The following is a 13608-nucleotide window of genomic DNA, read 5'->3' as shown; positions in this document are numbered from 1 at the left end:
TTTCATAGTCAGCAATAGTCCCCGGCCCCCAAAAAGGGCCAGGGACTTTAGGTTTTAGTTACAGGGGGCCGGGCCGTTTTCGACGCCCTGGCACAAGTCTTCCAGCGGAATCCATTCGGCATCCACCACGACAGTCAGGTTGTCTTTGGTGATCGGTACCGGCGCCAGGAAGACCGAGTTCATCGCAGTGCCACCCGGCGAAGTCCAGCTGACCGCGCCTTCAACATCTGCAGGACTTGTGCCACCGCTCAGCGCCAATGCGATTTCACCAGCCGCTTTGCCCAATTCACGGGCATCTTTCCAAACCGAAACGGTTTGAGTGCCCAGTGCAACCCGGTTCAGCGCTGCGTGGTCGCCATCCTGACCCGACACCGGAATGCCTTCCATGCCCTGTGCCGTCAGGGCTGCAACAACACCGCCTGCAGTTCCGTCATTCGAAGCGACAACCGCGTCCACCTTGTTTTCATTTGCGGTCAGGATCTGCTCCATGTTCCGCTGTGCGTTCGCGGGAAGCCAGCCATCCGTATAGGCCTCGCCGACAATTACGATGTCACCACTGTCGACGGCTGCTCCGATGATTTCTTGTTGGCCGCCCCGCAGGAAGTCAGCGTTCGGATCGGTCGGCGAACCTTTGATCATGACGTAGTTGCCCTTGGGCATGGCCGCAAAAACGGCCCGGGCCTGCATTCTGCCAACCTCGACATTGTCAAAGGTCAGATAAAACGCACGGTCGTCCTCGATAAGGCGGTCATAAGCAATGACCGGGATGCCTTCGTCAGCCGCCGCCTGAACCGCCGGTCCGATAGCCTGTGCGTCCTGCGCCAGAATGATAAGGGCGTCCACACCCTGGGCGATCAGGCTTTCGATGTCCGAAAGCTGCTTTGCGGAAGACGATTGCGCATCTGCCGAAATGTATTCGGCGCCCCCTGCTTCCAGCGCCGATTTGATCGCCGCTTCGTCCGTCTTCCAGCGTTCTTCCTGAAAGTTGGACCAGCTTACACCGACCACCGGCTCTGCGAATGCAACAGAGGCCAGCATAGTGGCCGCAGCTGAAAAGCTGAGAATTCGTTTCATGATTTCCTCCCATATGCCGAGCCATCGCATCTCGATTCGCGGCTCTCACAATTTTGAATAGCATATTTATTTCAGTCGGTAAAATATTTACTCTATTAGACGAACTGAAATTCAAATAAGTTGAGCCAACGGTGAGATTCGCGAGGACAAGATGCTGAAAAGCAAAGCCTCTCCGGTTTCTTTGGAACAAAGAAATGCAACCCGGCTGCGGGTGTTGGAGCACATCAGAACAAAAGGATCCGTCTCTCGGATCGATATCGCTTCGGCCCTGCAAACCAGCCCTGCTACGGTAACGGCGGCGACGGCAGATCTCATCTCGGCCGGATTGATCAAAGAAACCCAAAGCGAAGCGCAGCTCAAATCCGGGAAAAGAGGCAGACCAAGGGTTTTGCTGCAATTGGACGGTCAGTCTTACCTTGTGGCAGGGCTCAAGGTCGCGCGTCAGGTGATCTCGGTCATTCTGGTCGACTTCCAAGGCAATGAGGTGGCTTCACACAAGTATGCGCTGGAATCCGCCAGAATGTCGTCGACGGATTTTGTGCTGGCGATCCGCGAGGCACTCGAGGAGACCTGCGGAAAGATTGATGCCTCTATCGGCGACCTTGCTGGCGTCTCAATCGGGGTGGCTGGTCTCGTTGATGCCAGGGGAAACTTCGTGCACTGGTCATCTTCGATTGCCGAAAGAAACATCGATTTCAATCGCCTGCTGTCAAAAGAACTGTCCTGCCCTGCTTTCGTGGATAACGACGCGAACCTTGTTGCAAAGGCTGAACAGTTGTTCGGACTTGGCAAGGGGCTGAGCAACTTCCTTGTTGTCACGATCGAACATGGGGTCGGTCTGGGTATTGTTCTGGACGGAAAGCTATATCGAGGAGAGCGCGGCTGCGGAGCTGAGTTCGGGCACACCAAGGTACAGCTTGACGGCGCATTGTGCCAATGCGGTCAACGCGGATGTCTGGAAGCCTATGTCGGAGATTATGCACTGATCCGTGAAATGACGGTCACAGGTCATTCCAATGAAATGAAGGCTGTTTCCGACATTCATGATCTGGCCGACTCTGGAGATGAAAGAGCGTCTTCCGTGTTGGCCCGTGCCGGTCAGATGTTTGGACTTGGGGTTTCCAATCTGATCAACCTTTTTGACCCAGAATGCATTATCGTCTCGGGCACGCAAAAAAGCTTTGAGCATCTGTGTTCAAGCGAGGTTATGACCCGCATCCGAAGCGGCGTCGTTAAAGTCGATGCGCCCTTGCCGGATATCAAAGTTCACCATTGGGGCGATTTGATGTGGGCCAAAGGCGCCGCAGCATACGGGATCGAACAGATTTCGATCCTAAAGGTCAAGGAACACTCGGCGAATGCGTCCTGAGTTTGCTGCCCTTGTGGTTCTCGCCACCACTGCAAATGCCGGTCCGAACGCCCCCGAGTTCGTTGGCATCGAGGTGCCGGAACATATTTACGATGGCGGCTGGGAGCATTTTGTCGGCGGCGGTGTCGCCGTGTTCGATTGCAACGGAGATTCTTTGCCCGAACTGTTCGTGGCCGGCGGATCGAACCGGTCGCAACTGTTCCACAACACCTCGCAGGGCACGATTTCTTTTAAGGTCGAGACACCCGATGAATTGTCGCTGACCGGCGTAACCGGTGCGTATCCGCTGGACATAGACAGCGATGGCCTGATGGATCTGGCGGTTTTGCGTGTTGGTCCGGACCTTCTTCTTAAAGGCCGCCCAAATTGTCGGTTCAGCCCTTTTGATAAGCTTGGTTTATTGTCAGAAGATCACTGGACCACAGGTTTTTCAGCCACTTGGGAAGATGGGCAGTCCTTACCGACGCTGGCATTCGGGACTTATGTTGATCGGTTCGATCCCGACGGCCCTTTTGAAACTTGTGGACCCACCCTCCTCTACCGCCCCCATGGCAGCGGCTACCAGCAGCCGCAGCACCTTGAAACCGGCCACTGTTCGCTTTCAATTTTGTTTTCCGACTGGGCCCGGACCGGACGCGCGGACCTTCGCGTCAGCAATGACCGCCATTACTACGTCAGGGGTGGACAAGAGCAATTGTGGGCCATGGAAGCCGACCCGCGGTTGTATGATCTGGATGAAGGCTGGTTACCTTATTCGATCTGGGGAATGGGGATCGCATCAAGGGATCTGACCGGCGACGGCTTTCCCGAAGTTTATCTGACCTCCATGGGCGATCAGAAGCTTCAGGTTTTCGACCCAAGCGCCAACGGCCCGACATGGCGCGATGCGACCTACGAAAAGGGAACAACAGCCCACAGACCGCATAGTGGCGGTGACGGAAGACCGTCGACCGGCTGGCACGCTCAATTTGGCGACGTCAACAACGATGGTAAGGACGACATCTTCGTTGCGAAAGGCAATGTCGAGCAAATGCCCGACGCCGCCCTGAACGATCCCAACAACCTGCTCATGCAAACCCCGGAAGGTCAGTTCGTCGAAGCCTCAGTCGATGCCGGGGTGGCGTCGATGGCAAAGTCTCGCGGTGCGGCCCTGGCAGATCTGAACAACGATGGAAGGTTGGATCTGGTGGTCGTGAACCGTGGTTCGGCACTCGAAGTCAGCCAGAACATCTCGCAGGGTGGCAATTGGCTGTTGGTTGATCTTACCCAGGATCAATTTAATCGAGCAGCGGTAGGAGGGTTTGTCGAACTCAGAACCTCGCAAGGTGTTCAGACCCGCGAAATAACAGTTGGCGGCGGTCATGCCGGGGGCATAGCCGGGTTCCATCATTTTGGCCTGGGGAATGAGGACCGCGCACAGATTCGTGTGATCTGGCCGGATGGAAAGACAAGCGAGTGGCTGGAAGCCCCCGCCAACCAGATCTTCCGAATTCAGCGTTAGTCACTTGTCAATGGGCAGACCGCTGGGGACCTGATTGGGCACTCCGAGCCGCTCCGCCGGATGTTCAAGGCTTGCCAGAAAGCTCAGCAGCGCCTCAATCTCTTGATCTGTCAGGGTGATTTTCGGCAAGCCGTTACTTTCGGCAATCGCATCCACATTTTGCTGGTCCAGCATTGGACTTTGATCTTCGGAACCCGGGAAGTCTGGCAACCGGGCCATTTCAATCGAGTAGTTTTTCAAGGACGTCACCGGATCCAGATGGTGGCGCACCATGTCCTCAAGACGGGCAAAAGCTCCGTTATGTCCATACGGAGCAGTCAGTGTCACGTTACGCAGTGAGGGCGTTCGAAAAGCGAATGTATCCTCCGCGCGACCAGTCACGCGGAGACGCCCGTCGTCCCGCGTGTGGCTCTCAAACCGCGCCGCTTTTCCGGGGCCGATTTGCGGCATCGCGATTGAATGAAACTGGTGATCTGTCTGGAACCAGCCCGAATGGCAACTGCTGCACTCAGCCTTGCCGTAGAACAGGCTCATGCCGAATGTGGCCTTTTCCGACAACTCACCTTCACCTCTCATCGCGCGGTCGAACGGGCTGTTATCCGCGCGCCACTCAAATGCGATGAAATCCGCGATTGCGTTGGCAATATCCGTGAATGTGATCTCTTTGCCCGGCGTGATCTCATCGAACCTTTGCCGGTACTCCGGAACAGCCGCGACACGGGCTGCAATCAGATCCCATGCGCCGCCTGGTTGTGTCAAAAACCCAAGTCGCACCGCTTTGCTGACGTCATTCTCGGAATAATGACCTGCCATTTCGTCCGCCGACAAAACCGGGAACATGGCTTGTGCCGCCAGTGCCGACTGGAACCCGGGCCTCATATGCGTTCCCAGCGGCGTCCTGATGCCATTGACTTGGCTTGGGTCCGTCTCAAGCCGCCCGTCATGAAAGAACGTCGTGAATTCAATGGCTCCGAGGTTCCAAAGACCTGGCGAGTTTCTGGGAATTCGTTGTTCGGGCGTGTTCAGGGGATCCAGCGTGCGATCCGTACCCAGCCCTATTCCCCCTTCCCCGATGCCAAGGGAAAGACCATCTGACGTACCCAGCCTGGGATGATGACAGGTCGCGCAACTGATGTTCTTGTTGCCCGACAAGATCGGGTCGTAGAAAAGAAACCGTCCCAACTCGACGCTGTCGAAACCAGGCTCAAGGAACTCCGGCCTCGGCCCAAGCTCTTGAGCACTTATGCCACCGGTGCCCCACATGGACAGGCTAAAAACTGTGATTAGCGACTTAGCCCTCATGCCAACCCTCGGAGATCTCTAAGGCAAGCACCTGACGGTACGGGTTCTCAGGCGTACAGATAATCGACGGAAACGACGGGATATTTGGGGCGTTGGGGTATCCCGATGGCTCAATACAAAGACCGGACGAACCACGAAACGGTTTTGCCATCTTCGCCCCTGAATACACCTGCGCCCCAGGCTGGTCAGAATAGACTGTCAAAGCAAGACCAGAAGGTGACGCAAATACCGCTACCGGAGCCTTTGGATCACGGTTTTGGTCGAAGCAAAAGTAGTGATCGATCCCTGCAGAAATACTTCCGATCGATTTTGACTCTTCAAAGTCCAACTCGTTTTCCGTGGTCGAACAGACCCGACCGGAAGGAATTCCTTGATGGTCGATTTCCAGATACTGGTTTGAAGCAAGTTTCAACCTGTGCGCGTCGACCCCGTCTGAGCTTCCCAAGGTGTAGTAGTTGTGTTGCGTCAAGCTAATGGGCGTGGGCCGGTCCGGATTGGCTGTGAACGAATAAATCAATCGCGGAAACTGCAGCGAGATCCGGACTTCGAACCTGACCTCCCCCGGAAAACCGCTTTCCCCGTCGCGCGAAAGATAGCTCAGCGCGACCTCGTTCAGTGCAATCTGCTTGAGATACCAGAATTGCGTGGAAAGGCACTCCACTCCACCATGAAGGGTGTTTTCACCTTCATTGGCGCTCAGTTCAAAACCAGTGCCTTCCAGATCAAAGCGCGCACCGCCAATCCGGTTCGCGACGCGCCCAACAATTGCGCCCGTATAACTTGTATCCGCGAAGTACGCGGACAGGTCATTGAACCCCAGAATGAGCGGCCTGTCCTTGTACAACCACTCTTGCGTGATTGCGCCGTAATTCAGGACCGAGGCACGCATTTCCCCATCCGTCAACACAGCTGATTCGACCCGAGAGAGCTTTTCCGTGTCCGGTGTCATCTTGCCGCCAACGGCGCGAGCGCCTTGTAGTATTGCCGGTATCGCCCGTATTCGCTTTCATAAAGGTCGATCAGGTCACTACGCGGCTCTATAGTTTCCTCGATCTCCGGCGGCGTCATGACATCTGCCGGATTTGAGTTGTTGGCAGCACAGATGGCAAGGCGCGCGGCGCCCATGGCCGCTCCGAATTCGCTGCCTTTGGGCACGTCCAGCGGCACCTGCAAAACGGTGGCGAGTGTTTCCACCCAAAACCTCGACCGCGCGCCCCCTCCTACGGCCATCAGGCTGTTTGGTTCTGTCCCTGTACTTTTCAGGGCTTCCAGGCAATCTCTCATCGCAAATGCAACACCCTCCATCACCGCCCGGGTAAGATCGACAGGTTCGGTTGCCACGTCCACGCACAGAAATGCGCCCCGGATCTTGCTGTCGTTGTGCGGGGTTCGTTCGCCGGACAGGTAGGGAAGGAACGTAACCGACGAGGGACCAGTCACCCCTTCAGGCAACGCCGCAACCAGTTCTTCCACTGGTGTGCCGAGGTTCCTTGACAGCCAGTTCATGCTGTTTGTGGCCGACAGGATAACCCCCATTTGTATCCACTTGTCCGGGATAGCATGGCAAAAGCAGTGCACAGCAGTTTCAGGTGCGGGCGCATAGGTATCCCTGGCAACAAGCAAAACGCCGGAGGTTCCCAGTGAGACAAAGCCTGCCCCATCCCGAATGCTGCCAATACCACAAGCAGCTGCGGCGTTGTCCCCTGCTCCTCCGGCTACGACAACACGATCGGAAAGCGCCCACTCCTGCCGCAACTCGGCTTTCAACTCTCCACCGGGCTCACTGCCTTCAACCAATCGAGGCATTTGGTCCATGCGCATGTGGCCAGCGGCCAGCGCGGTTTCGGACCATTGCCGAGCGCCAACATCCAACCAGGAGGTCCCCGCACTGTCTGACACGTCCGAGACATATTCGCCCGTCAGCCAGAATCGCAAATAGTCTTTTGGCAGCAGAACTTTAGCGGTCTTTGCGAATACCTCCGGCTCATGTGAGCGCACCCATTCCAATTTTGGCGCCGTGAACCCCGGGAACACGATATTCCCTGATATGGCGCGCATCTGCGGTGTCTGATCCAACATCCTCGCTTCATCAGCGGACCGTGTGTCGTTCCAAAGAATACATGGTCGCAAAACATTGCCGGCTTTATCCAGAAGGGTGGCACCGTGCATATGTCCGCTAAGACCGATACCCAGCAGTTTTGCGAAGGCACTTTCGTTGCTGACGCGGATTTGCCTGACAACTTCTTCGCACGCATCGATCCAATCTGATGGGTTCTGTTCGGACCATCCAGGCTTCGGCGTCGAAGTTGAAACACTGACCTCGGCGCTGCTTACGACCAAGCCGTTTTCATCTACCAAAATCCCTCTGAGACCAGATGTTCCCAAATCCAACCCAAGGTACATTCGACGCAAATCCCCGTTTTTATTTTAGTTGATAAAATTAATTGAACCCGAGATCTTGTCAAGGCGCTGATCAAACCACTCCGTGTGGGGCACGACATGAAGTCCCTTCTGTCCCGCAGTTCCGCAAAAGAGGTGGTGCAGCGCCGGCCCGAGCCGAACTCAACGGCCTCCCCCAAGCGTCGCAGCTCCGCAAAATAGGTCAAGCCGTAAGCGACCGCTATTTCGGCCGGATTGTCGGGTGTTTTAGGCGCGCAGTGCTCGCAGTCAGGGTCCGGTCAGAGAGGTCTTCCCGGTCTGCGCCATGGCAATGCTCAGTTCTTCGCTAAGCGCGTCCCACAATTGCTCCAGACCGGATTCACCCGCGGCCGCAATGGCATACTGCAGGATCCTTCCGATAAATACGAAATCCGCCCCGACCGACAATGCCTTGAGAACATCTTCGCCTGACCGGACGCCGCTGTCGTAGAACACGGGAAAGTCTGGCCCAAGATCGGCACGGATCCTTGCAAGCATGTCAATCGGCGCAGGCGCGGAATCCAGCTGCCGCGCGCCATGGCTTGAAACCTGGATGGCATCCACGCCTGCCGACATCAGGCTGCGGGCATCTTCGACGTCCAGCACGCCCTTGACGACAAGTTTTCCAGGCCAAAGCTCGCGCAATTGCACCAAAGTGTCCCATGTGGCACGCGCCCGGCTTTCGGTGCGATCGAAGTCATAGCCTTCCATCTCGAAATTGGCCATCACAGGCTTGCCCTTCAGAAGGGTGTTCAATGACCAGTACGGGTGCAGCGCGAAGTCGATGAACTGGCGCGGGCCAATGCGGAACGGCATCTTGAACCCATGGCGCAATTCGCGCGGGCGACGGCCGACCTCGGGGACATCGACGGTCAGGACAAGGACGTCATACCCGGCCTGTTTCGCACGCTCGGCCAGTTTGAAAGATCCCGTCCCGTCTCCGCTGAAATACAACTGAAACCAGGCATTACCTTCGGCCTCGGTAATGATCTCTTCCATCGGCGTCGAGGCCACGGTCGATACGACATGTGGCACGCTGTAGCGCGCCGCAAGCCTCGCAAGCATCAAATCAGCGCCCGGGGCGGCAAGGTTGCACATCCCCATGGGGGCGATACCGAAGGGCCTGTCTGCCTCGACATCAAAGACCCGAGACGCCATGGACCGTTGACTGACATCGCGCAGGATACGGGGTCGCAAGGTTATGGCGTCCAATGCGGCACGGTTGCGCGCCGCGCCGGTTTCGGCCCCGGCGGAGCCGTCGATATAATCGAACACCATCCACGGCAGACGCCGCCGAGCCAGACGGCGGGCGTCTTCGGCGCTATGGATGGTGCCTGCGGCCATCAGGCCTGTACGGCCTTCATGAAGCGGTCGCGGATGACGACCGGGTCCATCGTGATCGGCGGCATCTTGGCATTTCCGCTTTCGCATTTGCTGACGATGATGGTCATCTGTTTGGCATCCAGTGCCTCTTGCAGCACACGGCCCGTGTCCTGGGCGGCACATTCGATCACCCGCTCGCACCCGGCGGCCTCGGCCATTTTCGTCAGGGACGTTTTCTGCCCGGCATAGGTCGGCTGATCCCCGGTCGACCCGTATGAGCCATTGTCCACGATCAGCAGGATATAGTTGTCGGCCACGTTGTTGGCGATGGTCGGCAAAGTACCAAGATTGGTCAGGATCGAGCCGTCACCATCGATGACGATCACCGGCTTCGGCTGCGACAGAGCGAGCCCCAGACCGATGCTCGAGGCCAGCCCCATGGTGCCCAGCATGTAGAAGTTGGTCGGCTGATCGTCGATGGCGTGCAGTTCCTGGCTGGGGATGCCGATATTGCAGACAACCAGCTGATTACGCAGGATCGGAGCGATTTCCTTCAGGATTTCAGAGCGGATCATTGGTCGCCGTAGCCTCCCCAGAAGTTGGCGTCGGTCAGGATGGCGACCGGCTTGTTGCACATGAAGGTATATTTCAGGATCGCGTCCAGTTCCTCGACATCCGACTGATGGTGGAAATGATATGTCGGGATATTGAGCTGGGCCAACAGTGCCTTGGTGTGCACCGCCATCTCGACCTGGCAGGCGATGGGTTCGCGCAGCTCACCGCGATACGAGATCAGCATGGGCAGTGGCATCCGGTAATACTGGATCAGGGTGGCCAACGTGTTGATCGTAACGCCGATGGCGGTGTTCTGCATGATAATCGCAGGGCGCTTGCCGCCCATCCATGCCCCTGCGCACAGGCCCATGCCTTCGTCTTCCTTGTTCGAAGGTATGTGATAGATGCCGTCGCGCTGGTCGATTTCTTCGATCACGCCCGCCAATTGCTTGCAAGGGACGGTGGTTACGAACGAAACATCGTTCGCAACCAGGTCGTCTGTTATCTTTTTGTCTATGTCCATATCCGGGATATCAGTCCTGTCTGTGGCGCATAACGCGCGGTTGGATGTGTCAGTATCGGAGTTCAGGCGGTGCGGCAGACATGCACCGCGCACGGAGCATGGCGAACAACACGGGCTGCCGTTGTGCCCAGAAAATAGTCGCTGAGGCCGGGCTTGTGAGAACCAACGACAATGCAGTCCACGCCGTGTTTTTCCGCGTATTCGACGATGCCGCGATACGAACGGCCCTTTACGATCTCGGCTGTTACGTTGTCATGGTCTGACGTTTTCTGGGCCAGCTGGCGGCGGGCCGTTTCAAACCCTTCGCGCACGACGTCTTCGTCCAAATAAGTGCCGACTGAGCCATGCGGCGCTTCGTAGACGTGCAGAGCGATGATCTGCCCACCCGGATTGCATAATGTCGTGGCGGCCCTGAGGGTGGTGCCGGAAACTCCGTGATCCAGGGCCATGGGAACCAGGACTTTGTCATACATGGGTTCTCTCCGTTTTATCGCAGGCGTTCAGGCCCACGGGTCGAGGATAATCTTGGGCGCAGCCACCGAACCGGACCGCAGGTCGTGAAAGGCGGCAGCGCCGTCAGACAACGGGCGCAATTCGGGCCAGTCGAGCGGGCCCAGGCGACCTTCAAAAATTGCCTGTGCGGTGTCACGGAAATCCTGCGCGGTATAGGTATAAGTGCCGATGAATGTGATTTCCTGCAAGGTCATGCGGCGGATATCCAGACCGCCCGCATCCTCACCCAGACCGACATGCGCAATTACTCCGCCCGGCATTGCAATCGCCGAGGCTGCGGCACGGGTGGCAGCATACCCCACCGCATCCACCACCAGCGGCACCATGCCCTGAAACGCGTCGATTGTCTGTTGGCCGCAGCGCTCTGTCAGAAAGGCACGGCGGGCGGCGTTGGGTTCCTGTATCGTCACATCATCCACACCCATGGCGCGAAACGCCAAGGCAGCCGCCAGCCCGATCGCGCCGCCGCCGATGACAAGCGCGCGGCGTTCCATCTGTGGATTCAGCGCTTCGAGTGCAAGTCGGGCGGCATGCCAGCTTACGGCCAGCGGTTCACTCAGCGCCGCCTTTTCCAGCGGCACGTCATCCGGCACCGTTACCAGATTGCGCTCGGGGATTGCCACGAACTGCGCAAAGGCCCCCTCGCGCGGGGGCATTGAAATGATCTCGCGGCGGGCGCAGAGGTTTTCGCGCCCGGACACACAGGCGGCACACTCTTCACAGGTGACCAACGGATTGATCGCTACCCGTTGACCATCACGCGGCCCGCCGACGATTACTCCAGCCGCCTCGTGCCCCAATATGAGCGGCGCAGGACGCCGGGCGTCATGACCCAGATAGGCATGCATGTCGGACCCGCAGATGCCCGAGGCATGGATGCGGATCAGGTGTTCGCCTGCCTGGGCCGCAGCCATCGGCACATCGCGAAAGCCAAGCTTCTCAACCCCTTCATAGACAAGCGCTTTCATTTTGCCGTGAACCCTCCGTCAACCATCAGGACTTGCCCGGTGACATAACCCGACGCTTCGGAACACAGAAACAACAGCGGTCCGTCGATATCCTCAAGCCGGCCATTGCGACCGATACAGGTTTGCGCCGCATTGCCCGCAGCGCGCGCCTTGTCGCTGAACACGGCCTGTGTCAGCTCGGTCGGGAAGAACCCGGGCCCGATCGCGTTGGCGGTGATGCCGTGGGGCGACCAGGCTTCTGCCATGGCGCGGGTCATCTGACCGACCCCACCCTTGCTGGCTCCGTAGGCGATGCCACCGGGAAAAGCCCGAAAGGTCTGGAGCGAGGCGAAATTGACGATCCGCCCCCACCCCCGTTCCTTCATCGCAGGCACAAATGCCTGGCTGATAAAGAAGGGCGCTGAAAGGTTCAAAGCCAGCGTCTGATCCCAATCCGCAATCGTCACTTCGTCCGCTGGCTGCCGTGTATTTATCCCGGCCGCATGTACCAGAATATCCGGCATTCCGAAGGGGGCCGAAATCGCTTCTGCCAGCGCCTTCAGCCCGCCGCGGTCCGCCACATCCGCCACCACATGGGCACCGCCAGCCCCGATTTCCGCACACAGACCTTCCAATGCCTCGGCACGCCGTGCGACCGCCACAACCTGCGCTCCGGCGGCAGCGAGCGTCACTGCCGCTTGCCGTCCCAAACCGGAACTGGCGCCGGTTACGCAGGCAGTTCGGCCTGTCAGATCAAACAGGGCACGCGGGTCAGCCATTTGCGGTCAGATCAAAGACTTCGTCCGGGAAGTACTTGGCCAACCGGACGTCGGCGGCACGCGCGTGCCCCTCCATCCCTTCCAGCCGGGCAATCCGCGCGGTGGCCTCGGCCACTGGTTTCGAACCCTCGCGGGTTGCGCGCTGCCAGGTGACGATCTTCATGTATTTGTGAACCGACAGCCCGCCAGTATAGCTTGCCGCGCGCGAAGTCGGCAGCACATGGTTGGTCCCTGCGGCCTTGTCGCCGTAGGAAACTGTAGTCTCTTCACCCAGGAACAATGAGCCGTAGCAGGTCAGCCGCTCAAGCCACCAATCCAGATCCGCGGCCTGCACTGTCAGATGCTCGGGCGCGTATTCGTCGGAACAGGCGGCCATTTCTTCTCGATCCGCACAAAGGATCACCTCGGCATAGTCACGCCAGGCCGCTGCGGCGTTCTCGCGGTTCACCTCGGGCAGGTCGTTGATGTAATCCGGTACCAGCCGCATCACGTCTTCCGCCAGGGCGCGGTTGTCGGTAACCAGCCAGACCGGAGAGTTGTAGCCATGCTCTGCCTGGCTCACCAGATCGGTAGCGACGATGTGGGCGTCCGCTGTGCCGTCAGCCAGGATCAGGCTGTCTGTCGGGCCTGCGATCATGTCGATGCCAACGCGACCAAACAGGATGCGCTTGGCCTCGGCAACAAACTGATTTCCGGGGCCCACCAGGATGTTTGCCTTGGGCAAGCCAAACAGACCGAATGTCATTGCCGCAACCCCCTGAACACCACCCATTGCCATGATTTTATCCGCGCCGCAGATGTGGGCGGCATAAATGATGGCCGGGGCCACACCGACGCCGGGGCGCGGCGGCGAACAGGCGGTGATATGCTTGCACCCTGCCACCTTGGCGGTGGTCACGGTCATGATGGCGCTGGCAATATGGCTGTAGCGCCCGCCCGGCACGTAGCATCCGGCCGCATCCACCGGGATCGCCTTTTGCCCGGTAACGAAACCGGGCGAGATTTCCATTTCCACGTCATGCACCGTGCCTTTTTGCAGCTGGGCAAAGCGGCGAACATTGTCGTGGGAAAACCGAATATCGGCCTTCAGTTTCTCCGGGACCAGTGCACAAGCCGCTTCGATCTCTTCCGGCGTCAGCAGCACGTTGCCCTCGTACTGGTCAAACTTTGCGGCATATTCCAGAGCCTTGGCATCGCCTCCAGTCTCAATGTCGTCGAGGATGCCCTGCACGATCTTATGAGTTTCAGACGCGTCCGACTTGGGAGTCAGGGTGGCCTTTTTCAGATATTCACGGGTCATTTCC

The 13608-nt window shown here is 58.1% G+C and carries 13 protein-coding genes; 2 read left to right on the top strand and 11 right to left on the bottom strand.

Annotation, left to right across the window (positions count from 1 at the left end):
- Positions 1 to 54 precede the first annotated feature (54 nt).
- Positions 55 to 1038 (bottom strand): D-xylose ABC transporter substrate-binding protein, encoded by a 984-nt coding sequence (xylF, locus tag AC2FIR_RS19500; protein WP_496744716.1) that lies wholly within the window; start codon positions 1036 to 1038, stop codon positions 55 to 57.
- Between the two features lie 187 nt (positions 1039 to 1225).
- On the opposite strand from xylF, the gene AC2FIR_RS19495 reads away from it, so the two are divergent.
- Together AC2FIR_RS19495 and AC2FIR_RS19490 are read left to right on the top strand one after the other, a co-directional pair.
- Positions 1226 to 2443, top strand: coding sequence for an ROK family protein (locus AC2FIR_RS19495; protein ID WP_496744396.1), 1218 nt, complete (start codon positions 1226 to 1228; stop codon positions 2441 to 2443).
- On the top strand, positions 2433 to 3944 hold the full coding sequence (locus tag AC2FIR_RS19490) for a CRTAC1 family protein (protein ID WP_496744394.1): 1512 nt from the start codon (positions 2433 to 2435) through the stop codon (positions 3942 to 3944). Before AC2FIR_RS19495 ends, AC2FIR_RS19490 begins: the two co-directional genes overlap by 11 nt.
- Here the strand turns inward: AC2FIR_RS19490 and AC2FIR_RS19485 are convergent, their stop codons facing one another.
- From AC2FIR_RS19485 to hisD, 10 genes are all read right to left on the bottom strand, one after another.
- Positions 3945 to 5246, bottom strand: coding sequence for a cytochrome-c peroxidase (locus tag AC2FIR_RS19485; protein WP_496744392.1), 1302 nt, complete (start codon positions 5244 to 5246; stop codon positions 3945 to 3947).
- Complete coding sequence (locus tag AC2FIR_RS19480) at positions 5236 to 6195, bottom strand: aldose epimerase family protein (RefSeq protein ID WP_480912805.1); 960 nt, start codon at positions 6193 to 6195, stop codon at positions 5236 to 5238. The genes AC2FIR_RS19485 and AC2FIR_RS19480 overlap by 11 nt, the downstream gene beginning before the upstream one ends.
- Positions 6192 to 7649 (bottom strand): xylulokinase, encoded by a 1458-nt coding sequence (gene xylB, locus AC2FIR_RS19475; RefSeq protein WP_496762920.1) that lies wholly within the window; start codon positions 7647 to 7649, stop codon positions 6192 to 6194. The genes AC2FIR_RS19480 and xylB overlap by 4 nt, the downstream gene beginning before the upstream one ends.
- A gap of 264 nt (positions 7650 to 7913) precedes the next feature.
- Complete coding sequence (locus tag AC2FIR_RS19470; RefSeq protein ID WP_170614599.1) at positions 7914 to 9008, bottom strand: alpha-hydroxy acid oxidase; 1095 nt, start codon at positions 9006 to 9008, stop codon at positions 7914 to 7916.
- Positions 9008 to 9562: a sulfopyruvate decarboxylase subunit beta gene (gene comE / locus AC2FIR_RS19465; protein WP_170614598.1), complete on the bottom strand. Its 555-nt coding sequence runs from the start codon at positions 9560 to 9562 to the stop codon at positions 9008 to 9010. The genes AC2FIR_RS19470 and comE overlap by 1 nt, the downstream gene beginning before the upstream one ends.
- A complete protein-coding gene (gene comD, locus AC2FIR_RS19460; RefSeq protein ID WP_170614597.1) occupies positions 9559 to 10065 on the bottom strand; it encodes a sulfopyruvate decarboxylase subunit alpha in 507 nt (168 codons plus the stop codon). Before comD ends, comE begins: the two co-directional genes overlap by 4 nt.
- Before the next feature lie 62 nt (positions 10066 to 10127).
- Positions 10128 to 10538, bottom strand: coding sequence for a universal stress protein (locus tag AC2FIR_RS19455; protein WP_170806438.1), 411 nt, complete (start codon positions 10536 to 10538; stop codon positions 10128 to 10130).
- 27 nt (positions 10539 to 10565) lie between these two features.
- On the bottom strand, positions 10566 to 11546 hold the full coding sequence (locus AC2FIR_RS19450; RefSeq protein ID WP_496744387.1) for an alcohol dehydrogenase catalytic domain-containing protein: 981 nt from the start codon (positions 11544 to 11546) through the stop codon (positions 10566 to 10568).
- On the bottom strand, positions 11543 to 12304 hold the full coding sequence (locus AC2FIR_RS19445; RefSeq protein ID WP_496744385.1) for an SDR family NAD(P)-dependent oxidoreductase: 762 nt from the start codon (positions 12302 to 12304) through the stop codon (positions 11543 to 11545). Before AC2FIR_RS19445 ends, AC2FIR_RS19450 begins: the two co-directional genes overlap by 4 nt.
- Entirely contained in the window at positions 12297 to 13604 is a 1308-nt protein-coding gene (gene hisD, locus AC2FIR_RS19440; RefSeq protein ID WP_321253872.1) for a histidinol dehydrogenase, read from the bottom strand. The genes AC2FIR_RS19445 and hisD overlap by 8 nt, the downstream gene beginning before the upstream one ends.
- Positions 13605 to 13608: the final 4 nt, after the last annotated feature.

The organism is Ruegeria sp. CDSB136, assembly GCF_059610965.1.
Note: the sequence above shows the minus strand (reverse complement) of the source record. Positions and strands in the feature narration are given on the sequence as shown.

Bases quoted from the DNA above. Each gene is read 5' to 3' on its own strand.
- xylF (WP_496744716.1), bottom strand. From the start codon at position 1,038: ATGCTGGCCTCTGTTGCATTCGCAGAGCCGGTGGTCGGTGTAAGCTGG.
- AC2FIR_RS19495 (WP_496744396.1), top strand. From the start codon at position 1,226: ATGCTGAAAAGCAAAGCCTCTCCGGTTTCTTTGGAACAAAGAAATGCA.
- AC2FIR_RS19490 (WP_496744394.1), top strand. From the start codon at position 2,433: ATGCGTCCTGAGTTTGCTGCCCTTGTGGTTCTCGCCACCACTGCAAAT.
- AC2FIR_RS19485 (WP_496744392.1), bottom strand. From the start codon at position 5,246: ATGAGGGCTAAGTCGCTAATCACAGTTTTTAGCCTGTCCATGTGGGGC.
- AC2FIR_RS19480 (WP_480912805.1), bottom strand. From the start codon at position 6,195: ATGACACCGGACACGGAAAAGCTCTCTCGGGTCGAATCAGCTGTGTTG.
- xylB (WP_496762920.1), bottom strand. From the start codon at position 7,649: ATGTACCTTGGGTTGGATTTGGGAACATCTGGTCTCAGAGGGATTTTG.
- AC2FIR_RS19470 (WP_170614599.1), bottom strand. From the start codon at position 9,008: ATGGCCGCAGGCACCATCCATAGCGCCGAAGACGCCCGCCGTCTGGCT.
- comE (WP_170614598.1), bottom strand. From the start codon at position 9,562: ATGATCCGCTCTGAAATCCTGAAGGAAATCGCTCCGATCCTGCGTAAT.
- comD (WP_170614597.1), bottom strand. From the start codon at position 10,065: ATGGACATAGACAAAAAGATAACAGACGACCTGGTTGCGAACGATGTT.
- AC2FIR_RS19455 (WP_170806438.1), bottom strand. From the start codon at position 10,538: ATGTATGACAAAGTCCTGGTTCCCATGGCCCTGGATCACGGAGTTTCC.
- AC2FIR_RS19450 (WP_496744387.1), bottom strand. From the start codon at position 11,546: ATGAAAGCGCTTGTCTATGAAGGGGTTGAGAAGCTTGGCTTTCGCGAT.
- AC2FIR_RS19445 (WP_496744385.1), bottom strand. From the start codon at position 12,304: ATGGCTGACCCGCGTGCCCTGTTTGATCTGACAGGCCGAACTGCCTGC.
- hisD (WP_321253872.1), bottom strand. From the start codon at position 13,604: ATGACCCGTGAATATCTGAAAAAGGCCACCCTGACTCCCAAGTCGGAC.